The sequence below is a fragment of the Lysinibacillus sp. NPDC097162 genome (genome assembly GCF_044762185.1).
Classification (GTDB): Bacteria; Bacillota; Bacilli; order Bacillales_A; family Planococcaceae; genus Lysinibacillus.
Genome location: NZ_JBIWDT010000001.1, coordinates 1369598 through 1394069, shown reverse-complemented (window position 1 = coordinate 1394069; position 24472 = coordinate 1369598). Strand labels below are relative to the sequence as shown.

23 protein-coding genes, 1 pseudogene and 1 riboswitch are annotated in these 24472 nt (G+C 36.3%); of the genes and pseudogenes, 12 read left to right on the top strand and 12 right to left on the bottom strand.

What is annotated here, in order from left to right; genetic code table 11:
• Nucleotides 1–376: 376 nt before the first annotated feature.
• Nucleotides 377–964 (bottom strand): SCO family protein, encoded by a 588-nt coding sequence (locus ACIQXW_RS07010; RefSeq protein ID WP_340824668.1) that lies wholly within the window; start codon nucleotides 962–964, stop codon nucleotides 377–379.
• A 590-nt stretch (nucleotides 965–1554) separates the two neighbouring features.
• Between ACIQXW_RS07010 and ACIQXW_RS07005 the strand changes: the two genes are divergently transcribed.
• The 5 genes from ACIQXW_RS07005 (at nucleotide 1555) to ACIQXW_RS06985 (ending at nucleotide 6070) form a co-directional block, all read left to right on the top strand.
• Nucleotides 1555–1890 (top strand): DUF485 domain-containing protein, encoded by a 336-nt coding sequence (locus ACIQXW_RS07005; protein ID WP_340824669.1) that lies wholly within the window; start codon nucleotides 1555–1557, stop codon nucleotides 1888–1890.
• Entirely contained in the window at nucleotides 1891–3444 is a 1554-nt protein-coding gene (locus ACIQXW_RS07000; protein ID WP_401016669.1) for a solute symporter family protein, read from the top strand. It begins immediately after the preceding gene.
• Nucleotides 3445–3904: 460 nt separating this feature from the next.
• A complete protein-coding gene (locus ACIQXW_RS06995; RefSeq protein WP_340824673.1) occupies nucleotides 3905–4243 on the top strand; it encodes a DUF485 domain-containing protein in 339 nt (112 codons plus the stop codon).
• On the top strand, nucleotides 4240–5784 hold the full coding sequence (locus tag ACIQXW_RS06990) for a solute symporter family protein (protein WP_340824675.1): 1545 nt from the start codon (nucleotides 4240–4242) through the stop codon (nucleotides 5782–5784). Before ACIQXW_RS06995 ends, ACIQXW_RS06990 begins: the two co-directional genes overlap by 4 nt.
• A 97-nt stretch (nucleotides 5785–5881) precedes the next feature.
• A complete protein-coding gene (locus ACIQXW_RS06985; RefSeq protein ID WP_340824676.1) occupies nucleotides 5882–6070 on the top strand; it encodes a hypothetical protein in 189 nt (62 codons plus the stop codon).
• Between the two features lie 23 nt (nucleotides 6071–6093).
• On the opposite strand, the gene ACIQXW_RS06980 is transcribed toward ACIQXW_RS06985, so the two are convergent.
• Genes ACIQXW_RS06980 through ACIQXW_RS06960 form a run of 5 tightly spaced genes read right to left on the bottom strand, consistent with a single transcriptional unit; the run spans nucleotide 6094 to nucleotide 9616 of the window.
• A complete protein-coding gene (locus ACIQXW_RS06980) occupies nucleotides 6094–6843 on the bottom strand; it encodes a TatD family hydrolase (RefSeq protein ID WP_402760700.1) in 750 nt (249 codons plus the stop codon).
• Nucleotides 6833–7582 (bottom strand): ABC transporter ATP-binding protein, encoded by a 750-nt coding sequence (locus ACIQXW_RS06975; protein ID WP_402760698.1) that lies wholly within the window; start codon nucleotides 7580–7582, stop codon nucleotides 6833–6835. Before ACIQXW_RS06975 ends, ACIQXW_RS06980 begins: the two co-directional genes overlap by 11 nt.
• The gene (locus tag ACIQXW_RS06970; RefSeq protein WP_340824679.1) at nucleotides 7557–8330 is read right to left on the bottom strand and encodes an ABC transporter permease; all 774 of its coding nucleotides are present in this window, start codon (nucleotides 8328–8330) and stop codon (nucleotides 7557–7559) included. Before ACIQXW_RS06970 ends, ACIQXW_RS06975 begins: the two co-directional genes overlap by 26 nt.
• Nucleotides 8327–8620, bottom strand: a complete 294-nt coding sequence (locus tag ACIQXW_RS06965; RefSeq protein WP_340824680.1) for a thiamine-binding protein — start codon at nucleotides 8618–8620, stop codon at nucleotides 8327–8329. The genes ACIQXW_RS06970 and ACIQXW_RS06965 overlap by 4 nt, the downstream gene beginning before the upstream one ends.
• A complete protein-coding gene (locus ACIQXW_RS06960; protein ID WP_401016665.1) occupies nucleotides 8621–9616 on the bottom strand; it encodes an ABC transporter substrate-binding protein in 996 nt (331 codons plus the stop codon).
• Nucleotides 9617–9810: 194 nt separating this feature from the next.
• A riboswitch (TPP riboswitch) is annotated at nucleotides 9811–9922 on the bottom strand.
• Nucleotides 9923–10292: 370 nt separating this feature from the next.
• Between ACIQXW_RS06960 and ACIQXW_RS06955 the strand changes: the two genes are divergently transcribed.
• Nucleotides 10293–10679 (top strand): hypothetical protein, encoded by a 387-nt coding sequence (locus tag ACIQXW_RS06955; RefSeq protein WP_402760696.1) that lies wholly within the window; start codon nucleotides 10293–10295, stop codon nucleotides 10677–10679.
• Nucleotides 10680–10836: 157 nt separating this feature from the next.
• Here the strand turns inward: ACIQXW_RS06955 and ACIQXW_RS06950 are convergent, their stop codons facing one another.
• The 6 genes and pseudogenes from ACIQXW_RS06950 to parE form a co-directional block, all read right to left on the bottom strand.
• A complete protein-coding gene (locus ACIQXW_RS06950) occupies nucleotides 10837–11823 on the bottom strand; it encodes a sensor histidine kinase (RefSeq protein ID WP_402760694.1) in 987 nt (328 codons plus the stop codon).
• Nucleotides 11820–12488: a response regulator transcription factor gene (locus ACIQXW_RS06945; RefSeq protein WP_401016659.1), complete on the bottom strand. Its 669-nt coding sequence runs from the start codon at nucleotides 12486–12488 to the stop codon at nucleotides 11820–11822. Before ACIQXW_RS06945 ends, ACIQXW_RS06950 begins: the two co-directional genes overlap by 4 nt.
• Nucleotides 12489–12504: 16 nt before the next feature.
• On the bottom strand, nucleotides 12505–13476 hold the full coding sequence (locus ACIQXW_RS06940; RefSeq protein WP_402760693.1) for an alpha/beta fold hydrolase: 972 nt from the start codon (nucleotides 13474–13476) through the stop codon (nucleotides 12505–12507).
• A gap of 352 nt (nucleotides 13477–13828) precedes the next feature.
• Nucleotides 13829–13939: pseudogene (locus tag ACIQXW_RS06935) on the bottom strand (alpha/beta hydrolase fold domain-containing protein); the annotation flags it as partial.
• Nucleotides 13940–13983: 44 nt separating this feature from the next.
• On the bottom strand, nucleotides 13984–16413 hold the full coding sequence (gene parC, locus ACIQXW_RS06930) for a DNA topoisomerase IV subunit A (RefSeq protein ID WP_402760691.1): 2430 nt from the start codon (nucleotides 16411–16413) through the stop codon (nucleotides 13984–13986).
• A complete protein-coding gene (gene parE, locus ACIQXW_RS06925; RefSeq protein WP_401016653.1) occupies nucleotides 16410–18386 on the bottom strand; it encodes a DNA topoisomerase IV subunit B in 1977 nt (658 codons plus the stop codon). Before parE ends, parC begins: the two co-directional genes overlap by 4 nt.
• 652 nt (nucleotides 18387–19038) lie before the next feature.
• Here parE and plsY point away from each other — a divergent pair.
• The 6 genes from plsY to ACIQXW_RS06895 all read left to right on the top strand — a co-directional run.
• Nucleotides 19039–19641, top strand: coding sequence for a glycerol-3-phosphate 1-O-acyltransferase PlsY (gene plsY, locus ACIQXW_RS06920; protein WP_401011451.1), 603 nt, complete (start codon nucleotides 19039–19041; stop codon nucleotides 19639–19641).
• Between the two features lie 18 nt (nucleotides 19642–19659).
• Nucleotides 19660–19950: a HesB/YadR/YfhF family protein gene (locus tag ACIQXW_RS06915; RefSeq protein ID WP_401016651.1), complete on the top strand. Its 291-nt coding sequence runs from the start codon at nucleotides 19660–19662 to the stop codon at nucleotides 19948–19950.
• Between the two features lie 145 nt (nucleotides 19951–20095).
• A complete protein-coding gene (locus ACIQXW_RS06910; protein WP_402760688.1) occupies nucleotides 20096–21649 on the top strand; it encodes a spore germination protein in 1554 nt (517 codons plus the stop codon).
• 21 nt (nucleotides 21650–21670) lie between these two features.
• Nucleotides 21671–22867 (top strand): Ger(x)C family spore germination protein, encoded by a 1197-nt coding sequence (locus tag ACIQXW_RS06905; RefSeq protein ID WP_402760686.1) that lies wholly within the window; start codon nucleotides 21671–21673, stop codon nucleotides 22865–22867.
• A gap of 10 nt (nucleotides 22868–22877) precedes the next feature.
• Nucleotides 22878–23111: a hypothetical protein gene (locus tag ACIQXW_RS06900; protein WP_401016646.1), complete on the top strand. Its 234-nt coding sequence runs from the start codon at nucleotides 22878–22880 to the stop codon at nucleotides 23109–23111.
• Nucleotides 23112–23138: 27 nt separating this feature from the next.
• The coding region (locus ACIQXW_RS06895; protein ID WP_402760684.1) for an endospore germination permease at nucleotides 23139–24472 on the top strand (1334 nt) is incomplete at its 3' end.

Genomic DNA, 24472 nt, shown 5'->3' with positions numbered 1-24472 from the left:
TGACTGTATTAACTGAGTAATTTTTTTCAATCTCGATATACAAAACAAATTCATCAAGGGCAGCATGTAGTTGCACGTAGAAAACCTCCAGAAAGTGTATTAAACAATAATTATTATCTGTACAAATAAAACCCATTATCGTAAAAAAGGAGAATTATCGTTCACATGAAAATTATAAGGAACTTGGCAATTACAACTCGAAAAGTACAGATATTATGGGGTGTTGACGTATCCAAGCCCTCCTCCTCGCCAAATAATTTTAGTTTACATAATATAAATTATAGGAAGTTAAGTTTCATTGAAAAGTATACTTAGGATAGTGAGACAAAATTAAAATAAACTCAGATAATCGTTAAATCATCTGAGTTTATTCATCTTATTTAGTTAATGCCTTCATATCTGCTACGATTGTTTCAACAGGTACATTTGTAGCGCCGTCATAATCTTTCACGACAACTCCGTCAGCATTTACTAAATAAAAGCTCGACATATGTACAACTTGATCAGAATTCGGATCATTCTTTACTAATGAATTAAATGATTTTCGGGCAAATTGCTCAATATACTGTTGCTTATAGCCAGTTAGTAGCTGCCATTTGCTATCATCAATTACTGAATATGTTTTTAAATAATCTTTTAAAACATCTGGTGCATCAACTTCAGGATCTACACTAAATGCCACTATTTGATAATCTTTTACACCTTCATCCTTTAATGACTTCTGCACATCCGTCATATTATATGTCATCGGTGGACAAATCGAGTTGCAATTTGTAAATATGAACATGGCTAGCCACGGCTGTCCTTTTAAGCTCTCAAGGCTTACTTGCTCATTGTTTTGATTCGTAAATGAAAAATCCTCTACATCAATGCTCATTTCAGGTTCAAATTTATAACTGCCACAAGCTGCCAATATGGTGCTTAATACTAGTAACCCAACTAGCATGATCCTTTTCTTTCCCATCAAAATGTACACTTCCCTCCAATTTATCATCGTATTTTATTGTATAAATAATAGAATACAAATACAAGATAATGAACTTGAATCATTTCCTTCATTATGTCAAATGCCCTTAAACTGTATGTTTTTGGTATTCGAAGGCTAATTCCACACCTTTTATTCAGAAAATTTTCAAAAAAAATTCACAACATTTTTTTACTAATTTTCTTATTTCCCAATACGGCATTACATTGTTATATAACAATGTTTTTTTGCCATTCTTTTATTACTTACATTTTATACAAAAATAAGAAAAACGCTAAATTTCTCTTTTGTGTTCATTTTTTCTCCCACATTCAATATTATTATCAATTAACTATTTCTAAAATACTATTTTACAAATAAAATACGTTCTCTTTCTTACGGATAATTTCTATTAAATCCTTATTATTTCTACATTATTTCGACTATCTAAATTTAACTAAAAATTTAAAAAACTAAAAATTTAGTATTGCATTATAGGATTATACCTCATAAAATAAGTGAATATAACGACGAATAACAGAGAAATATGTCGTTTAAAACAGAAATATATAACTTTAGGGGGAATAATAATGGCTAACATTACTGGGAACAAAAACGTGCAATCAGTTGACTATAATGCAATTGAAGCTATGGAATCGTTCAACATTTTCGTGAAAAAGAAAAACACCTTCCTTTTCTCGATTACAGCAGGGTTTTTATTACTTTATATTCTATTGCCTATCCTTGCATTTCAGCCTGTACTACAACAAAAAATTATTGGCAGTATAACGGGCGTTTGGATTTACTCAGCAGGACTTTTCATCATGACAATTGTTCTTTGTACAGTATATGTAAAAAAAGCTGCTTCATTCGATAAAGCTGCTGCTGCAGTTCTTGCAGAGTATCAAGCGAAAGGTGGAAAATAAATGAATTTAGTATCAGTAGGTTTCTTTTTAGGAATCGTAGGTTTAACATTAATCGTTACGTATATTGCAGCGAAACGCACTTCTTCTGCAAGTGATTTCTATACAGCAGGCGGTGGTCTGAAAGGATGGCAAAATGGTTTTGCAATTGCCGGTGACTACTTATCAGCAGCAGCATTTCTAGGCGTTTCTGGTGCTATTGCATTAACAGGTTTTGATGGCTTCTTTTTCTCTGTAGGTTATGTCGTTGCAAATTTAGTTCTATTATATGTAATAGCTGAACCAATGCGTAATCTAGGACGCTATACGTTGGCAGATATGTTAACAGCTCGCTTTAATGAAAAGCGTATTCGTGGTGTAGCTGCTACTGGAACAATTATTATCGTTATTCTCTATATGATTGCGCAATTAGTCGGTGCTGGAGCACTTATTAAGTTATTATTTGGCATTGAGTACTGGGTTGCGGTGCTAATCGTAGGAGTTATGATGACAACTTATGTATTGTTTGGTGGTATGACGGCGACTTCTTGGGTACAAATTATTAAAGCTGGACTTTTACTATTTGGGACAGGTCTATTAGCAACACTTGTACTAATGAAATTTGATTTCTCATTAGTAAAGATGTTTGATACTATCTCTGCCGATCATGGCGATAAATTTTTAGTACCAGGTATGAAATACTCTAGCTCAATTGACTCTGTATCGATGATGATGGCACTTGTCTTAGGTACGTCAGGTTTGCCACATATATTAATGCGCTTCTTTACTGTGAAAGATGCGAAAACAGCTCGTTCTTCTATTTCTTGGACAACTTGGATTACCGCTATTTTCTTCTCGTTAACAATTTTCTTAGGCTTTGGTGCAATGCACTTTGTCGGTCTTGATAAAATCATCGCAGAAAGCAAGGCTGGTAATACTGCTGCTCCACTATTAGCTGAATTCCTTGGTGGTGATGTATTAATGTCATTCATCTGCGCTGTCGCTTTTGCGACAATTTTAGCAGTAGTCTCTGGTTTAGTATTAACAGGTGCATCTGCTATTTCTCATGATATATATGGTGAGATCATTAAAAACGGTAAATTAACTGAGAAACAACAAGTTGTAGCTGCTCGTACAGGCTCTATTTCTATTGCCATTGTTTCTATTATTCTTGCATTATTTGCTCAAAGCTTAAATGTTTCATTCTTAGTATCTTTTGCATTCTGTATCGGAGCTTCTGCTAACTTACCAGTTATTTTATACACAATTTACTGGAAAAAGTTCAATTCAACTGGTGCAGTTACCGCAATGGTAACAGGTTTAGTTTCCTGCTTAGTTTTAGGTGCAATGGGTCCGAATGTTTGGAGTCCAATAGAAGGCGCTGCACTCTTTGTTGGAAAGCCATTAGTGCCACTGGCGGTTCCTGCGATTATTACGATTCCGTTAGGCTTTATCGCTGGTTACTTAGGTACAGTTCTTTCTGCAAGTAAAGTGTCTCAAGCTGAAGCAGATCGTATTTACAAAGAAATTCGTGTGAAAGCGAATACAGGTGTATCAGTTTCAGATATTTCTCATTAATAGACTTTTATCGTAATCAAACATCAATTATTAATAAAAAAACTCGACTTCGGTCGGGTTTTTTTATTTTTTTACTATAAAAATTCAAACATTTTACTTATTGAACAATACTATTTATTTTCCAAATTTAAGAAAATATCCATTTTCCACTAGAGAAATAGTGTTTATTTTTTCTGGAAAAAACGCATTTTTTCTCGGTTATTACATCCTCATTTTTGTCAAGAAGCTAGTAATATCCTTACTTCGTTGATTTATCTGAATATTCTAAAACCCTTTAATTTCTAGGCTTTGTCATGTATTTTCTGTTTCAAGACTATTTTTAAAGAAATTTTTTTTCCATAATTTTTCTGAAATGTATTGCAATTTTGTGAACTGTCTCATAAAATTAAGATGTGAATTCACAAAAGTAGCAAAATTCAGTATTTAAGCAGTAAAAATAAACACAAAATGGGGAATGTTTATGGCGAACAATCAAGCAAGCAAAAGCATTGTAATTGATTATGATGCAATTGCAAAACAAGAATCGTTTAAAGCACTTGTAAAAAAGAAGAACGCATTTCTTTGGTCAATCACTGTATTCTTCTTAGCAGCTTACCTGTTGCTTCCGATTCTTACATCTTACACAACAATCCTACACCAAAAAGCTTTTGGGGAAGTTACTTGGGTATGGATTTACGCAGCAGGATTATTCATTATGACTTGGTGCTTATGTCACTTATATGTTGCGAAAGCAAATAGCTATGACAAAGAAGCAAAAGCAATTATCGCTGAATATGAAAACGGAGGTGGCCGCCTATGAGCCCAATAGCAATATTCTTCTTCGTAGCAATCGTTGGTCTTACATTAATTATTACTTGGTGGGCATCTAAACGTACTTCTTCTGCGACTGACTTTTACACTGCAGGTGGCGGTTTAACTGGCTGGCAAAATGGACTAGCAATCGCTGGTGACTACTTATCAGCAGCTTCTTTCCTAGGTATCGCTGGTGCAGTTGCATTATTCGGTTTTGATGGATTCTTCTTCTCTATCGGTTATTTAGTAGCTTACTTAGTGGTTCTTTATATTGTAGCTGAACCATTACGTAACCTTGGTAAATTTACATTAGCTGACATGATTACAGCACGTTTTAACAGTTCAAAAGTTCGTGGTACAGCAGCATTAAGTACAATTACAATTGTTTTATTCTACATGATTGCACAACTAGTTGGTGCAGGCGCACTTATTCAATTACTTCTAGGAATCGACTATTGGGTTGCAGTATTAATCGTAGGTGTTATGATGACGACTTACGTTTTATTCGGCGGTATGACTGCAACTTCTTGGGTACAAATTATTAAAGCTTGTCTATTAATGTTAGGTACAGTCATTATTTCGTTTTTAGTGTTAAAAGAGTTCGGCTTCAGTATTACAAATATGTTCTCAGAAATGACTACTGCTACCGAAAGCGGTGCTGCATACTTAAATCCTGGTCTTAAGTATACAAACGGTATTGATACAATTTCGATGTTAATCGCACTTGTATTAGGTACTGCGGGTCTTCCACATATTTTAATGCGTTTCTTCACTGTAAAAGACGCAAAAACAGCTCGTTCTTCAGTAATTTGGGCTACTTGGATCGTAGGTATTTTCTATGTATTAACGATCTTCTTAGGATTCGGTGCAGCTGCATTCGTTGGTAAAGATAAAATTATTGCTGCTAACGCGGCTGGTAACATGGCTGCTCCACTTCTTGCAGAAGCACTTGGTGGCGACATTCTATTCTCATTCGTTTGTGCGGTAGCATTCGCAACAATCTTAGCGGTAGTAGCAGGTCTTGTACTTTCTGGTGCATCTGCCCTATCACATGATATTTATGGTCAAATCATTAAAAAAGGTAAAATTACAGAAAAAGAGCAAGTACTTGCTGCTCGTATCGGTTCTATTACTATCTCTATAGTATCAATCCTTCTTGCTCTTGGTGCACAAACGCTAAACGTTGCGTTCTTAGTATCACTAGCATTCTGTATTGCAGGTTCTGCAAACTTACCAGTAATTATTTACACAATTTATTGGAAACGCTTTAATACTACTGGTGCAGTGACAGCGATGTTAACAGGTTTAATTTCTGCTTTAGTACTTGTAGCTGTATCACCAAACATTTGGAATCCAGTTGAAGGAAAAGCAATCTTCGTTGGTGAACCGTTAATTATGTTAACGAATCCAGCACTTATCTCTGTTCCACTTGGTTTCCTAGGTGGATTCATCGGAACTTTACTTTCTAAAGAATCTGATGATGCGAAATACCGCGAAGTTGATGTTAAAGCAAACACTGGTATTTCTGTGCAAGACGTATCTCACTAATATTATGACTAAAAACCTCGTAGGCATTGGCTTACGAGGTTTTACTTTTCTCTCCTTTTTCGGTAATATATTGGTAATATTATATGGAGGTATTATCATGGCACAATCTAAGGCTAAAAAGAAGCGTTTGCATTTAAAACGTACACAAGGTAAAGACGTTGAGAAAAAGCGTCAAACTTCCCCTTTCAGTACACATGAGCGCGTTACTAAAACGAAGCGTGCTACATTAGAACAAAATAGAACAAAGCATAGGAAACAGCCACATGTAGACGATTCGTCGTACTAGATGTGGCTGTTTTTGTCGTGTCTTTATAAATTATAAAATAACTTTGTATTTCGTGTTACAATTTTTGCCGCTTCTTGTGTTGTTAAGCCTTTAATAGTTGCAATAACTTCAATGGTTTTAGACATCATATACGGCGAAGTACGAGCTTTGTCAAATGGTCCTTCAAATGGCCAAGGACCATCCGTTTCAACCATCATGAGTTCCAATGGATATCTTTTAATCAATGCTTGAATTTCTGCTTCATAAACACAATCAGGTGTAATTGAAATATAATAGCCATTATGTATCATGCGCACAATCGCCTCTTCGCTTCCCTTAAACCAATGAAAATGTGCTTTCGTCACATCATGTTGCTCAAGTAAATCACATGCGATTAAAGCGTCTTCGTAAACAGCATGTAACACAATCGGTTTGTGAAGCTCTTTAGCCAATTTAATAAATTGTTCTAATAAATGTATATAAGGCTGCTCATCAATCTTCTGAGCTTGTCTGCGATAATAAGGTAACCCGACCTCTCCAACGGCAATCATCTCATTAGCATGAAGCCGTATCCAATCAAATAAAGCTTGTCTGTCTTCGTCACTTGGTAAAGATTGTTCAGGATGAAAACCATATGCTGCCTTAACCTTATCGTATGATGTCGTTAACTTCAGCGTTTTTTTACTCGATTGCAAGTCCATACTCACCGCAATGACATATTGTGCTTCTTCAAGTAGCAGAGGCACTTCTTCTTCCTTATACTGATCTAAATGAATATGTGCATCAATCAACATATGCATCGTCCTTTTCTTCTTTTAAGTAATGGAAAAGTTGTTGTTTTAATTGTGTAAATTGCGCACTATGGCGAATTTCCTCAGATCGTGGTCGTGCAAATGGAACAATTATTTCCTTCTTAATAGTAGCTGGACGTTTTGTTAAAACAATAATGCGATCTGCTAAAAATAACGCCTCTTCGATACTATGTGTAACAAACAGGATAGATTTTTTATGTTCCTCCCAAATCGATAACAGCCATGCTTGCATTTCTAATCTTGTAAACTCATCAAGCGCTGAAAACGGCTCATCTAAGCATAAAATTGGTTTCTCACTGACGATGGCTCGCAGAAATGATACACGTTGCTGCATGCCTCCTGATAAAGCATGAGGATAAGCATTTTCAAAAGAAGATAGGCCAACCTTTTCTAACCATTTTCTTGCAAGCTCTATATTAGGTCGATGCTGCAATTCTTCTACAATTGTGACATTTTCCAAAATTGTCCGCCACGGTAATAAGCAAGGTTGCTGTGGCATGTAACCAATAGTGCCTGTTTTTTGCTGAATGTCGTCTCCATTTAACAAAATAGCACCATGATTCAAAGGCGTTATACCTCCTATTAATTGAAAGAGAGTGCTTTTACCACTACCTGAGGGACCAATGATTGCCACAAATTCTCCTTCCTTTACTGTAAAGGATAAGTTTTTAACTACTTCAAGCGAGCCAAAGGATTTAGATATGTCTTGAATGTTCAGCATGTGATCCCCTCCCCTTTACAACTAGCTTTTCAACAAAACGAATAACGCCAAACAACAATAAACTTAACAATACAATCGCAAATATCGCCACAAATACACGATCCGTCCGAAACGATGATTGGGCAAGTGTCATATAAACACCAATCCCCTTTTTCGCACCAAGCCATTCCGCGATGACAGCCCCCATTACACTATATGTCGCTGCAATTTTTATACCAGAAAATATAGACGGATAGGCAAATGGCCATTCTAACTTCCAAAATGTTTGACCTTTTGTAGCACCTATCATTGCAAAATAATGCTTAAGCTCAGATGACGTTTGACGAAATCCATCCATTGCCGCAATAACGATAGGAAAAAAGCAAACGAGACAAATAATAATCAGCTTCGGTAACAGCCCAAAACCAAACCAAATAATTAATAAAGGTGCTAGGACAAGCACAGGCACATTTTGTGACACAATTAAAATCGGATACACAAATGCCCGTACCGTCGCTGAACGGTGTAATAATATCGCAACACTCAAGCCGAAAAATATACCAATAGCAAGGCCAAGTACCGCTAGCTGTATAGTAGCGAACACATGGGGCATGAACGTCTTATAAGAGTGAACACCCTCAGTAACGATGGCACTCGGCGCTGGTAATAGCCAATGTGGGATGTCAGCCAAACGGATAACGACTTCCCAAATAACTAACAGGAAGGCGATAAAAATAATCGACCTTCCTTTCGTTACTACTTGTTTCATCCTCGATACTTCTCCGTCAACGTTCCCATTGTAATGCCAGTTGGTTGATATAAAATTTTCACTTGCGTAATAACATTAATAGCACCCAATTCAATCATTTTTTTATTCATCTCTTCTATAATTTGGAGTAAGGTAGACAGTTCACCTTCCATTGTCGTTTCTAGTGGTTGCACTTCATAGCGCACACCTGAAGCATCAATGATCGCAATCGCCGCATCAACGAATGGAATCACATCCTCGTATTTTTCTGTTTTAGGTATAATTTGTACACTAATTAATGAATTAGCCATTTATTTTGCCCCTTTCTTTGGTAAGAAATCATTTGTAAAAGCTTGATCTGCATGAAATTCGCCTTCTAATACGTTGTTCTTTGTCATCCAGTCCGCATAGTTTTCCCAAACTGCTAATTTTTGTTCGCCCCATTGCGCTGCATCATCTTGATATTTGTTTGCTAACCATTCCTGACTTTTATGCACAAGTGCTTTATCTAAATCAGGTACCGCTTCAAGCAATATATCCGCTGCTTCACTAGGATGCTCAATGGCATACTCATAACCTTTTGTAGTAGCTGCAACAAATGCCTTTACCACATCAGGATTATCCTTAATCATCTTTTCATTCGTTGCAAGTACAGGTGTATAATAATCAAGTTGCTCACTATAGTCTGTTAAATACTGCATATTTAATTTTTCTCCACGAAGCTCCGCCTCAATACCTGTCCAAGCATAATAGATCCAAGCAAAATCTATATCCTTCTGCATCATTGTGAAAAAGTCTAAGTCTCCTGCATTCACGATATCTAATTTCTTTATATCAGCATTTTCTTTTTGCATTAGAGATTGTAAAACAGCTTGTTCTATTGGGCTTCCCCAACCACCATACGTTTTGTCTTCGTAATCTTTTGGTGACGTAATGCCTTTTGAAGCATCTGATGCAAAGCCAGATGTATTATGCTGAATAATTGCTGCAATCGATACAAGAGGCACGTCTTGAACACGTGCTTGCGTTATACCTTCCTGGTAGCTAACGCCAAACTGAGCTTTGCCTGATGCAACAAGTTGATCTGCCCCCGCATCACCAGGTAATAAAATGTCTACGTCTAAACCTTGCTCCTCAAAGTAGCCAAGCTTTTTCGCAACATAAAGTCCTGTATGATTCGTATTAGGTGTCCAGTCCAGTACAACGGATACCTTTTTCAATGTGCTTGTTTCCTCTTTGTCCTCTTTTTCGCTACAACCAACTAATGTTAATAATGCAGCAACAAGAACGAAAAACCACTTTTTCATGCTGTGTCCTCCAAGTCTAGTAGTTTGAAAGTGTTCACGATTGAATGTTTTCACCAGAAAAGGTATTCTCAGGCCATTTGCATCGCTTCTAATAGATTACTCCTAGTTTTAGGCGGAATAATGAATCCTAAACAAAAAAACGCCTAGGAGTTATCCCAGACGTTTGCAAACGGTATCAAAAAATAGTATACGAATATTTTTGAATAGATGTTCCCTACGCTGGTACGAGCCAAATCAGGTTCAAAGGGTCAGCATCTAAACGGACGCAATCTCAGCTGGCAACTTCCAGCCCCCCTACATTCTTAACTTATGAACTTTTCGTTGATTATTATAACCATATCTATCGTAAAATGACAAGCTAGTATTTTCGTAATTGATAAAAATGAGCTTCTATTGGACTATACAAGTATTCTGCAACATGACTTTTGCAAATAGAATATGCATGGAATTTGGAACATCAAAAATTCTCCAATACGAAACAGTTAATCTTTTGCAAAACCAACAAGTTAAAAAAGAGTTATTCTCCATACAACACGATATAACTTCCATCGCCCTTTGAAAAGATAGTTGCTATATGTCATCTAGTTATAATTGAAATTAAACTAATTATAGAAAACATTTTTTCTTCGTAATTTTTGAGAGTTTGTGCTTTATTCAAAGTGTCAGGAGTGAGTTGATGAAAAAGCTTTTAAAAATTACCGTAGTATTTCTTGTTTTACTCGGAGCAGCTGGCTATGCTGTATGGCATTTAGGGACAAATATCGCTTCCGAAAAAATAATTGAAAAAGTGAAATCTAATTTAGATGACGAAAATTTAGAAGAAGTTAAAGCTTATATCGAGAACGATTCGAAGGTTCAAGAAATTGTAAGCGAGGCAGCAACTACAAATCCGGATACTCTTCCCTTCCAAACTAAGGAAGAAGCGACACATGTGTTAATTAAAAAAGTGGGCGTTAATCGTTTACTTGAAATTCAGGAACAAGCGCAAAACGGTTCAATTAGTAAGGATGAAGTATTATCCGAAATTGAAGGTAATAAAACAGGCTCGAGTCCTATTAAGTGAAATCGAGTCCTTTTTTCTATTATTTTTCTATTGTTGCTAGTTAAACTAAAGCGCACGATTGTTATATAATTTAAGCATTTACAACGTTAAACATAAAGATGTTCTCAAATAAGATTTTGAGAAGCATTCAATTAGAGCCGTTGCAATTACTAAAGTTTTAATGTTGCGCATAACTTATGGTGACTTGAGTACCTTTTTCGTTAGATTGGATTGTACTCTGTAGTTCAAGCATTCGGCAAATATCTTCGATGATTCGTAGGCCAGTACCCTTTTCCTCCACATTAAACCCAACCCCATTATCCTTAAATATAATTGAGTTTTTTTGCAAAGTGATTTCCAATGTATCGCACACTGCATGGCGCAAAATATTTTGGAAGATATTATCAAATAATCTGTGCAACCAAATTTCATTACTCTTCCAATGGCATTTAGTTGAGGAATCGTTTAACACAATAGAGATTTGGTTAACTTTATATAAAAAATTCCACTTTAAAATGATGGTATTGATAAGTTTTGGAACATCTACTTTTTCCATGATTATATAGGAATTATCAACACAAGATAAGCGCTCAAAGTCATATTCATTGGATAACTTTGAAATATAGTTTATTTGTTCGTTTAAAGAATTGAAAATATCCTGATGTTGTGAAAAATCATTTTCGATTGTGTAAAGTTGTAAGCGCATAGCTGTTAAAGGTGTATTAATATCGTGGCGCAACTGAGTTAAAAGTTCTAGTTTCATTTGCTCTTGTTGCATTATTTCAATTTCCTTCGATATCGTCCGGTCAATGAGAAGGTTTACTGCATTGGTTAAATCCCCTAATTCATCATTTCGAGAGTAAGGAATCTTTTGAAGTCTCTTCTTGTCGTTACTCGCCAACTCCATAATGGTTTGGTTTAATTCATTAATTCGTTTAATTAATGAATTAATGGATTTGGAGAATAAAATAGCCAAAGTAATAAAACAGACGATAAATAACCCTAGCATAATTGGATAGGCTTTTGACTCAAAAAAACGTTTTTCTGTATCATTTGAAAAATGATTGTAAATTACCGTTACGATTACATTAATTACTACAATCGAAAGAGGAACACTGAATATAACCGACAATAGCAATAGTTGATATTTCTTTTTTAGTTTCATTGTTTAACACGGGTATTCATACGATAACCTTCTCCATATACATTTTGAATAATCACACCATCTGTATCCGCAATCTTGTTGCGGACCTTTTTAATATACACGTTAATTAAATTAGGATTACGATCTTCTAGCTGCCAAAGATAATCAATGAATTGTTCTTTAGATAAAATAAAATCTGCGTTTTCATAGAGGTAAAAGAATATTTTCTTTTCAAAGGCTGTAAATTCGACTTCTTTATTATTCTGATTATTAACGACACGCATATGAGTAACATCAATGGATAAATGCTGTATTTGTTTGTGAATTCCGTAAGAAGCAATTAATTTATTTTTTATTCGTATTAATAATTCCCTTGGATCAAATGGCTTCACCATGTAATCTTCTCCAATTTCAAGCCCTCTTAATTTACTATCAATGTCACTTCTAGCAGTTAAAAATATTATAGGAATATTATGCCCTAACTGATTAATTCGCATTGAAATCTGATACCCGTCCTCTCCAGGTAGCATAATATCCATAATAACAATGTCCACTTGCTTTATAACTGTATATAAAGAAGCTCCATTTTCTAACCAGATTACTTTATAACCTTCTTTTTGAAGTATATTCTCCAATAAACTTCCAATCATTTTATCATCTTCTACAAGTAAAATTGTAAACAACATTTTTGTCTCTTCCTCACTATTTTTCAGCCATTTCTTGCAAGAACTTTTGGGTTTCTTCATAAATTTCAGTTGGATGGTACAAGTAAATACTGTGCTTGCTTTTTATTTGAATAACACTTGAAACTTCTAACTTCTTTGCGAAATCTTGATAGTCTTTTAGTGATGCTTTAGCAGCTTCAGAATTTTTATCAAGGTACGCATCAATAAATAAAATAGGGGTTGTTTTTGGAATAGATAATGCGGTAGACTTTTTGCTATTTTTTACGGAATGTAGCATTTCTTGTTCCATATCATTGTTGATTCCCTGTTTATTTGATACTGCTTTAAATATATCTTTTTCTTGTGAAGTCAGAAAATCCTTCTCTAAGACGGCATCGTTATATGCTAAAATCGGAAACACTCTTTGGAATCCTAATTCACTTAATATAGTTCCTGCCTTCATAAAAGCCTTTTCTACGAAACCTACCGGATGTTTTATATATTGAGAAGGTAAACCAATATCTAACGCCACAATCGCTTTAACTTCTTTCGGATATTTCTGCGCCCAATAGATAGCTTCGATTCCTGAAATAGAGTGTGGTACTAAAATATAAGGGGGCTTATTGCCACTTTTAAATAGTGCCTCCCTCGTTTGTTCTAATATTACATCTATATCTCGATCGTCGTTAAATTCATCACTATACCCATATCCTGCTCTTTCCACAACGGCAATTTTATTTTCTTTTGAAAAATGACGATACAAGCTTTTTAATTCATACATAGGTGCTGCTACTGCTGAGCCAGCCATAAATACAAATGTATCTGCATTCTGACCTTCAGAATAAATGTTAATCTTCTTCCCATTAAAATCGATTAACTTGCCCGTATTATTCTCTAGTAACAATGTCTCTTTATTCTCTTTGAACTTATGGAAGCTAAATACAGAACCGATAAGCACAATCAATAAAGTGAAGAAACTTATCAAAAACCACTTCATCATTTTTTTCATTTTCTACTTGCCCCTTTCAATTATAAATACAAGGTTAAAGTAGAAAAATATAATTCTTATAAACTTTTGATAAATTTTTGAATGGTAATATCGACTGACTAAAGTTCGTGCGCACATTAAAAAGTCACGAATGTTTTTAAATCAACGATTCGTGACTTTCCTTATGAGATTTTTATAGGTGTATACAGCAAGGTGTTTTCACTCGCTAACCCTAAAAAATGTTTTTCAACTAAATGATCCTTTAACGAAACCGTTCGCTGATTCTTGAGATTACGCCCGTTTATTGTATTTCAAGTTTATAATTTCTACCAATTGGCTGCTAACCTGAGTACATTTAAAAATAAAATAACGCCTAGTTACTAATTACATTAAAAATTTTCTGTTGAGCATCTTTGGCTTCAGGGATTGGCATGACAACAAACACATGAATCATTTTGGGATATACATAGGAAAAAGTCTTTATCAAAAAAGCCCAGTTCTTTGATAGAACATGGGCAAAGTAGTTTGTTATTCTTCTTTTTTTGTTTTAACTACATGAGAAATGGCACCATCTGTAGCGATATCGACTTTAAAGGAACCGTTTGAATGACGATCAGCGCGAGTTAACGCTTTGACATCAATGATTTCTTGCACGCCCTTATCTGTTTCAACAATAACCTGTTCCTCATCACTAGCCTTTACTACCGCAACAATTCGGTGTGGATTTGCTTTTAATTCTGTTAACACTTTTAAACCACGTTTTGCGCGGCTAGCTATATCGACTTCTGCGACATTCATCTTTTTCACGGCACCACGTTGTGTAACAATGACAACATACTCCGTGTCAGATGGTTTTAATATTGTAACACCAACCAATGCTTCCCCATCTTTTAATGTAATACCTTTCACACCACCAGTTTTAACGCCAGTGACAGGCAGCTCTTCAATCGGGAAGCGAATAGCATATGCAGTATCTGTGATTAATAACAATTCGGCATCATCTGATACAATGTCCGCAAGTATCATTTCATCACCCGATTTCACATTCATCGTTTTAATCGGTTTAGAATAACGTGTAACGGCGTAATCAGCTAATGGTGAACGTTTGATTTGCCCTTCTTTTGTAGCCGTTAAAATATATGTGTTCGGCTGTTCAAACGAGTCAAAACCATAAACAGCAATAATGGTTTCGTCTTCACCCGTTGGCACAATACTTGATATATGTTGACCAAGATCCTTCCAACGAATATCCGGCAATTCATGCACAGGCTGATAAATATAATTTCCACGATTAGTGAACAGCAGTACATGATGCTGTGTATTTAACGTTGCCTCATACAATAAATAATCCGAATCTTTCATCGCAAAATCTTGCCCATTGGACGCTGCGTGAGAACGAGTAGATGTACGCTTAATATAGCCATCTTTTGTCACTGTAACCACAACTTCTTCACTTGGCACAAGGACATCTAGCGTAATTTTAATTTCCTCAATTTCTTGTTCGATTTTCGAGCGACGTGGCTCAGAAAAACGTTTTTTAATGTCGAGCAATTCTTGTTTTATGACACGAATAAGCTTAGCCTCACTATGCAAAATACCTTCTAGCTTTGCAATTAGTGCATTTAATTCATCTTGTTCATGACGTAGCTCTGTAATATCCGTATTTGTTAAACGGTATAATTGTAAGCTCACAATGGCCTCAGATTGAACTTCAGTAAAGTCATACTTCACCTGTAAATTCGTTTTCGCATCACGCTTATCATTCGATGAACGAATCGTCGCAATCACTTCATCTAAAATAGAAAGTGCTTTAATCAAACCATCAACAATATGCGAACGGTCTTTCGCCTTTTGCAAATCATAAATCGAGCGGTTTGTCACCACTTCCTTTTGATGGGTTATGTACGCATCAAGTAGCAGTGGCAAGGTCATCATCGTAGGACGACGGTTATGGATAGCAATCATATTAAAATTGTAGGCTACTTGTAAATCAGTAGTTTTGAATAAGTAATTTAAAATTCCTTTTCCTGGCACATCTTTTTTCAGCTCAACTACGACGCGCAATCCTGTACGATCGGATTCATCACGGATTTCAGCAATGCCTTCAAGTCGTTTATCGACACGTTGTTCATCAATTTTCTTAACAAGATTCGCCTTATTTACATCATACGGTAATTCCGTAATAACGATTTGCTCTTTCCCGCCTTTTAATGGTTCAATGGCTGCTTGAGCACGCACAATAATTTTGCCGCGCCCTGTTTCATAAGCTTTTTTAATGCCATCTACACCTTGGATAATCCCACCTGTTGGGAAGTCAGGGCCTTTAATAACCGTCATGAGCTCATCAACAGTAGCATTCGGTTGATCTAAACGCATTAAAACCGCATCTAACACCTCATTAAGTGCGTGAGGTGGAATATCCGTCGCATAACCAGCAGAAATCCCTGTCGAGCCGTTTACAAGCAAATTCGGGAAGCGAGCAGGTAATACAGTTGGTTCCATATCCTGATCATCAAAGTTCGGCACAAACTCCACCGTTTTTTTCCCTATATCACGTAGCATTTCAGCAGCAATTGCTGACAATCTTGCTTCTGTGTAACGCATCGCAGCTGGAGGGTCACCGTCAACGGAACCATTATTACCATGCATTTCAATCAACATATGGCGAGCCTTCCAATCCTGACTCATGCGCACCATTGCTTCATATACCGAACTATCACCATGTGGATGGTAGTTACCGATAACATTTCCGACTGTTTTTGCAGACTTACGGAACGGTTTTTCATTCGTATTTCCTTCTGTATACATCGCAAATAAAATACGACGTTGTACAGGTTTAAGACCGTCGCGCGCATCTGGCAACGCTCGGTCTTGAATTATATATTTACTATAGCGACCAAAACGGTCACCCATTACTTCTTCTAAAGGTAAATCTTGAAACTTTTCCGTACTACTCATGCTTGGTCCTCCTCTTGTTGGATGAATTCATTGTCTAAAATATTTGAATCATCCTCCATGCCGAAGTCTACATTTGCTTCGATCCATTTACGGCGCGGCTCTACTTTATCGCCCATTAACGTCGTCACACGACGCTCTGCACGTGCGCCATCCTCAATCGTTACACGAATTAAAGTACGTGTGTCAGGGTTCATCGTTGTATCCCATAGCTGATCTGCATTCATCTCACCAAGACCTTTATAGCGTTGCAGAATATAGCCTTTTCCGACCTTTTTAATGGCTTTTTGTAAATCGTTTTCGGTCCAAGCATACTCAATGACCTCTTTTTTACCCACACCTCTAGATACTTTATAAAGCGGTGGTAATGCGATAAATACTTTACCTGACTCAATTAATGGGCGCATGTAACGATAGAAGAACGTTAATAGTAGCACCTGAATATGCGCGCCATCCGTATCAGCATCGGTCATAATGACAACTTTATCGTAAGCAGAATCTTCTACTGAGAAATCCGCTCCTACCCCTGCACCAATGGCATGAATAATCGTTGAAATCTCCTCGTTTTTCATAATATCTTGGAGCTTCGCTTTTTCTGTATTGATGACTTTACCACGTAACGGTAAAATTGCCTGGAATGTACGGTCTCGCCCTTGTTTTGCTGAACCGCCGGCAGAGTCACCTTCGACTAGATATAATTCATTTTTCGCTGCATTACGAGATTGTGCAGGTGTTAGCTTTCCTGAAAGAATCGTACTACCTTTTTTGTTTTTCTTCCCGTTACGAGCATCCTCACGCGCTTTACGTGCCGCTTCACGAACTTGTTGTGCACGAATCGCTTTTCGAACAAGGGAAGCTGATAGCTCCGCATTCTCTTCAAGGACATATAAAACTTGCTCTGAAACAACGCTATCTACTGCAGAACGCGCCTCACTCGTACCAAGCTTACCTTTCGTTTGGCCTTCAAATTGTAATAAATGCTCTGGAATACGAACAGAGATAATCGCCGCTAAACCTTCACGTATATCTGTCCCTTCAAGATTTTTATCTTTATCTTTCAATAGACCAATTTTACGTGCATATTCATTGAAAACTCGCGTCAACGCAGATTTTGCACCTGTTTCATGTGTGCCGCCATCACGTGTACGAACGTTGTTAACAAACGATAAAATCGTTTCTGAATAGCCGTCGTTGAATTGGAAGGCAAATTCAACCTCGATATCATCTTGTTCACCCTCTACATATTTCACAGGATGAAGAACATCTTTTTCCTCATTCAAATACGCAACGAAAGCTTCAATGCCGTTTTCATAAAAGAAAACATCACCTTTGCCTTCCTCGCGTTGATCAATTAACTCAATTTTTAATCCTTTTAATAAAAATGCAGACTCACGTAAACGTTCTGCAAGCGTATCATAATTGAATTTTGTGACTGAAAAGATTGTGTCGTCTGGTAGGAAATGGACAAGTGTTCCTGTTTGTTTTGTTTGACCAATTTCTTCAAGTGTCGTTGCAGGGTGTCCACCGTTTTCAAAACGCTGCTTATACTTTTTGCCATCACGATGAATCGTTACTTCTAAAAATGTCGATAAAGCATTGACAACGGAAGAACCAACACCATGTAAGCCACCACTCGTTTTATAGCCGCCTTGCCCAAATTTACCGCCTGCATGTAATACAGTGAAAATAATTTCAGGGGTAGGCTTGCCCATTTTATGCATACCTGTTGGCATCCCTCGTCCAAAGTCTCGAACACTTAAGCTTTGATCTTTATGAATAGTGACAATGATATGAGAACCAAAGCCAGCTAGTGCTTCATCCACCGCATTATCCACGATTTCATATACAAGGTGATGAAGTCCTCTGCCGTCTGTGGAACCGATATACATGCCGGGTCGCTTTCGTACCGCTTCTAATCCTTCTAATACTTGAATGGCGTCATCATTATAGACGCTTGGTGACTGTTTATTCGCCAAAAGATTCCCCTCCAAAAAACAAACGCATGTTCTGATTACGTTCTCATCCTAATAATAATAGCATTTCCTGTCAATAGCTAGTGACAGATATATATATTTTTGTTTACGCTATGGCGTAATGTCTTCTATGAATTTTGTTAAGCGACCAATCAAAGTCAGTTAACGGACATCAATAACTGCAACTGCCTGGAGCTTACTGCAATGACCACTATACAAAATCCACAACTATCGTCATAGGCTCTATCTTCATTCAGCCAGCAATAAACGCCAACTTCATGCTTACACTCAGCTTACCAAAACGTGATGAATAGGTGTTTTCTGTTGAATGATGATTTTTTATAGCTTCACATAGAAATTCAAGATAGACTTCTATTCTACCAAAGGAATGTGTGATTGACAAAATTGCCATTTTACCTATATTTTTAAGAAAGGGCTTAGGTATGGATACTATAATAGTGTCCTACAACCTAACATAAGCTAACATAAGCCTGTGACTTTTGAAATCATGGTGAAATATTTTCCTTTTGTATTGAATTCAAGGCCCATGATGAAATCTCCTTCATATCATTGTAGATTAAAGAGAAAAAGTGTAAAATACTTGTTACAAACTATTAGTACCAAGTGTTATTATTTGGATGAAAGGAGTCCACCTATGTTAAACGGACTTATTATTTTATGTGCCTATCTTATCGGCTCTATACCTTCTGGGTTATGGATTGGCAAAATATTTTACAAAACAGATATTCGCGAGCATGGTAGTGGCAATTTAGGTGCTACCAACACCTTCCGTATATTAGGAAAAAAAGCAGGTTTAGTTGTTACAATCATGGATATTTTAAAAGGAACAGCTGCTGTGTTATTAGTGACACTCCCTGTGTTCTCTGATGCCACGATTCATGGACTTATTTTAGGGCTTGTTGCGGTTATTGGTCATATGTTTCCTATTTTTGCAAGCTTCCGTGGCGGAAAAGCTGTTGCCACATCAGCTGGTGTCCTACTAGGCTATTCTTGGCCACTATTCATATTACTATTCATCGCATTTATCGTAACGTTAAAGCTTACGAAAATTGTCAGCCTAACATCGATGATTGCTGCACTAGTTGCATTAATCTATTCGATTATTTATTTTTTTGTGACAGGCGATTTCGCATTAGCTATATTAGTAGCATTTTTATTTATTTTTATTGTTTATCGTCACCGAGCAAATATTACGCGCATTAAAAATGGTACTGAACCAAAAGTGAAATGGCTTTAACATGAAAGGAGTTCACACATGAATATCGCACTGACAGATGAAGCGCTTCAATGGTTTAAAAACGAAATGGAAGTCGAAACAGGTGATACAATCCGGTTTTATGCAAGATATGGTGGTTCAAGCCCTTTCCATGAAGGATTTTCTCTTGGGATGACTCGCGAAGAACCTCTCGAAATAGGCGTTCAAACTGTAATTGATGGTGTGACCTACTATATCGATGAGAAAGATTTATGGTTTTTTAACGATTATAACTTACACATTGACGTTGACAAACAACTTTACGAATTAAAATATGACTATTTAAAATAACACAGTGTTTCCTTTCACCAATATGAAAGGAAACACTTTTTTCATTTTGTGCAATAACAATCTTTAGTTTGCACTATTTGGTTTAGCTCTTCGTAAAATTGACCATCCTCTAACTAGTCAATCTATACTTTGAGGAGGAAACATAATGCCAGTTTCAGAAAACAACAATACCTCCCAACAGCAAAATCCTTCTACGAATTTACTGCACACTTCTCTTTCAGAAAATATTTATACGATTAAAGAAGCGCTTGGTAATAGCAACGATGTAATTATTCGTGAAATTACACTTAATGAATTAAATAACCAATCCATCGCTCTAATTAACATTGATGGTATATCCGATAAAAATGTAATTACAGACTTTATATTAGAAGATTTGATGCTTGAAATTGACAATGGATCTGACAATAAAGTAACCAACATAAACGACTATATAAAAAAGCAATGCTTAGCGGTAGGTGGTGCAAAAGATATTGTAGATTTTACCGCATTTTTTGCCTCCATTCTAAATGGTGAAACAGTCATTGTATTAGATGGACAATCGGTTGCGATTGCGACAGACACTAAAAGCGCAAAAGATAGAGCTGTCACTGAGCCACAAACAGAGTCCGTGATTAGAGGTCCAAGAGAGTCTTTTACTGAAACATTGCGTACAAATACGGCACTGATCCGTCGAAAAATTAAAAGCCCTGACCTTTGGATAAAATCTCGAATTATTGGTGATGTAACGCAAACAGACGTAGTTGTTATGTATATAAACGGTATTGCCAATGACAAAATTGTCCAGGAAGTGCTAGACCGTTTAGATAATATTGTCATTGATGGCGTATTAGAAACCGGCTATATAGAGGATTTTATTCAAGACTCTAAATTCTCTTTATTTCCGATGATTTATAATACGGAGCGACCGGATGTCGTTGCAGCAGAATTGTTAGAAGGTAAAATCGCCATATTAGTAGATGGGACACCCCTTGTACTAACCGTCCCTGTAATATTTACATCTTTTTTACAGGCAGCAGAAGATTATTACCAAAATTGGATTATTAGTTCATTAATCCGACTTTTACGTTTTTTTGGTATTTGTCTTGCATTAGTAATGCCATCCCTCTATGTAGCCATTACTACCTTTCATCAAGAAATGCTGCCAACGGCAATGCTTATTAGTATCGCTTCACAGCGAGAAGGTGTGCCCTTCCCTGCTGTAGTAGAAGCACTAATTATGGAGATTGCCTTTGAAATTTTGCGTGAAGCAGGTTTACGAATGCCTAGAACGATTGGTCCAGCAGTTTCAATTGTGGGAACATTAGTAATTGGTCAAGCAGCCGTGGAAGCCGGCGTAGTATCAGCTGTAATGGTCATTATTGTTGCATTAACAGCCATTTGTAGCTTTCTGTTTCCTTCCTATGGCTTATCAAATACGATTCGTGTCCTACGTTTCCCATTGATGATTTTAGCCGCAATGTTTGGTTTATTTGGCGTTATGTTTGGCATTATGATAATCATTCTTCACTTATGTAGTTTACGTTCATTTGGCGTTCCATATATGAGTCCTTTTGGGCCACTCATTATAAAAGATCAAAAAGATGCGATGATCTTGTTCCCACGTAGAGATTTACGCACTAGACCGAGGTTGTTCAGTCAAAAAAATAAAGTAAGAGAACAACGATATCATGCAGAAAAAAAAAGAAATCAACATTAATGTGTAAATGAGGAATACGTCATGTCAAAAATGAAGATGATTTCCCTATTGTTAATCCTCACTTTATTATTAAGTGGTTGCTGGAGTAAGCGCGAGTTAAATGAATTAGCAATTGTCGTTGCACTCGGCATAGATAAAATAGACGATGAATATGAAGTTTCTATCCAAGTCGTGGATACTAGTGAAATTTCCTCTAAGCAACCTTCTAGTGGACGATCACCTGTCGTCACCTACCATGCAAAGGGAAAAAGTGTGTTTGAAGCAATTCGAAGAATGACGACATTAACACCACGGAGACCTTATTTTTCTCATTTGCAAATGGTAGTTATCGGTGAAAAATTAGCTGAAGTAGGAATAAACGAACCACTCGACTTTATTGCCAGAGATCATGAATTTCGAAACGACTTTGATGTCATCATATCGCATGGTTCAACAGCAAAAGAAGTACTAAATGTGTTAACACCAATTGAAAAAATGCCAGCCAATAAATTGTTAAATTCCATTAAGGTATCCGAAAAAGCTTGGGGTTCTACCTTATCTGTTACTACAGACGAATTACTTAACACCCTTAGTAGCAAAGAAAAAAGTGCTGTTTTAACAGCAGTTGAAATACAAGGTGATACTAAATTAGGAATAGACCAAACAAATGTCGAAAGAATTAAAACACCTGTTATTTTAAAATATGCTGGTATAGCGGTTTTTAAAGAAGATAGATTGGAAGGAATGTTATCAGAGGAGGAAAGCATTTCCTTTAATTTCTTAAATAATAAAATCGGTAGTACGATCGTAGTACTCGCCTGCCCAAACAAGGGAGACTTATCTACCGAGATTACACAATCGAAAGCGAAAATTAAAGGAGCTTTTGAAAAAGGGGTTCCTAAAATTTCTATCAAAATTGATGTAACCCAAAATATAGGCGAAGTAAATTGCGCAATTAATTTAACACAAAACAAAACCATTCGTTACATTAATAAAAAGACAGCAGAACAAATAAAAGAACAAACGAAAAAAACGCTCGATATAATTCAAAAAAATTACAAGTTGGATATATTAGGATTTGGAGAAGCACTCAATCGGGAAGATCCGAAAAAATGGAAAGAAATTCAAAAAGAATGGTCTACAATATATCCTGAGGTAGCTGTCGACATCAAAGTCAATATCATTACCCAAGGATTAGGCACGATTCAAAATTCATTATTGTACAGTTCAAAGGAGTAGTAGCTCAACTATGTTTATTACAATTGTTTTATTGTTTGCTTCTTTGATCATTGCCTTTAGTGTCATTCCCTCTTTAATGAAAAAGGGCGAAAAAAAAACCATTATCGTCTTTTCTATCATATTAACGATTGGTACTGCACTAAATATCGCCATTGGCTTAAAGAAGAACATTCCCAGTCCTTTAGATTTCATTACATTTATTTTTACGCCTATTAGAAAATTATTACTCACACTTTTTCAATAAGAAAATGAAATGAGAGGGTAGTGTACGATGGAAAAACAACTCATTAGCGCCAGACAATTTACAGTCATTACCCTTCTCTATTCAATTGGGACAGCCATATTAATTGTGCCGGCAAGTATTACAAAAGAACTTAAACAGGATGCTTGGATGGGTGCGGCTATTGGTGTACTTTTAAGCTTTTTATTAGTAAAGCTATTTGTTTCCTTAGGAAATCAAACCCCAAACCTTACATTTGTAGAAGCAAACGGAAAAATTTTCGGTAAATTCATCGGTGTATTGACATCACTTTGTTTTATGTCTTTGACCTTCTTTTCAGCAGGCGAATTACTATATTTTATCGGGATTTTTATGCAAACCGAAGTGATGCCTGAAACTCCTACTCTGTCCTTTGCTGTATTATTTACAATTATTATCGTTTTCGCCTCGTATTTAGGGATTGAAGTTTTTGCTCGTTCGGTGGAAATATTGTTTCCGATATTTTTATTAATTTTTATTATTTTTATTACTTGTATTTCCCCACAAATCAATATTGAAAATATAATGCCAGTCTATGAAACAGAACCAAAATCATTATTAGTCGGTGTACTTACCTTTATGAGTCTTTTTTCATTCCCGCTTGTTGTGTTGCTTATGTTTTTCCCTTCTGCAGTCAATGTGACAAAATCGGCTCAAAAAGGATTTTATATCGGCACACTGTTTGGAGGAATCGTATTAATCCTCATTATTGCCCTTTCAACACTCGTTCTTGGTCCGACTAATACATCAAGTAAAACATTTCCAAGCTATGCGCTCGCTCAAAGAATTTCAATAGGCAATTTTTTTCAGCGTGTTGAAATTATTATGGCTGTTATGTGGATTATATCTATTTATATCCGGACTTTTATTTATTTTCATGCAACGGTAATTGGCTTAGGACAAATACTGAAAATAAAAGATCCTCGGCCACTCATTTTACCACTCGGGATGTGTATGATTGCACTGGCTCAAATTGCTCATCCAAATATTGTGCATTCAAATAATTATAATCAGAAGATTTGGCCATTGTATTCGTCGGTTTTAGCCGTTTTATTACCATTGTTCTTACTAGTAGTCGCTAAAATTCGAAAAATTAAAAAGGCTGAAACCGAACAAAGCACCACAGATAAACAGCAAGATTCGAAGGCACAACAGGAGCCAAAAGAACAACAAGATTCAAAAACACAACAAGATTCAAATGCACAGCAAGACCCGAATGCACAACAGGAGCCGAAAGAACAACAAATTTCTAAAACACAACAAGATTCAAATGCACAGCAAGACCCGAATGCACAACAGGAGCCGAAAGAACAACAAATTTCTAAAACACAACAAGATTCAAATGC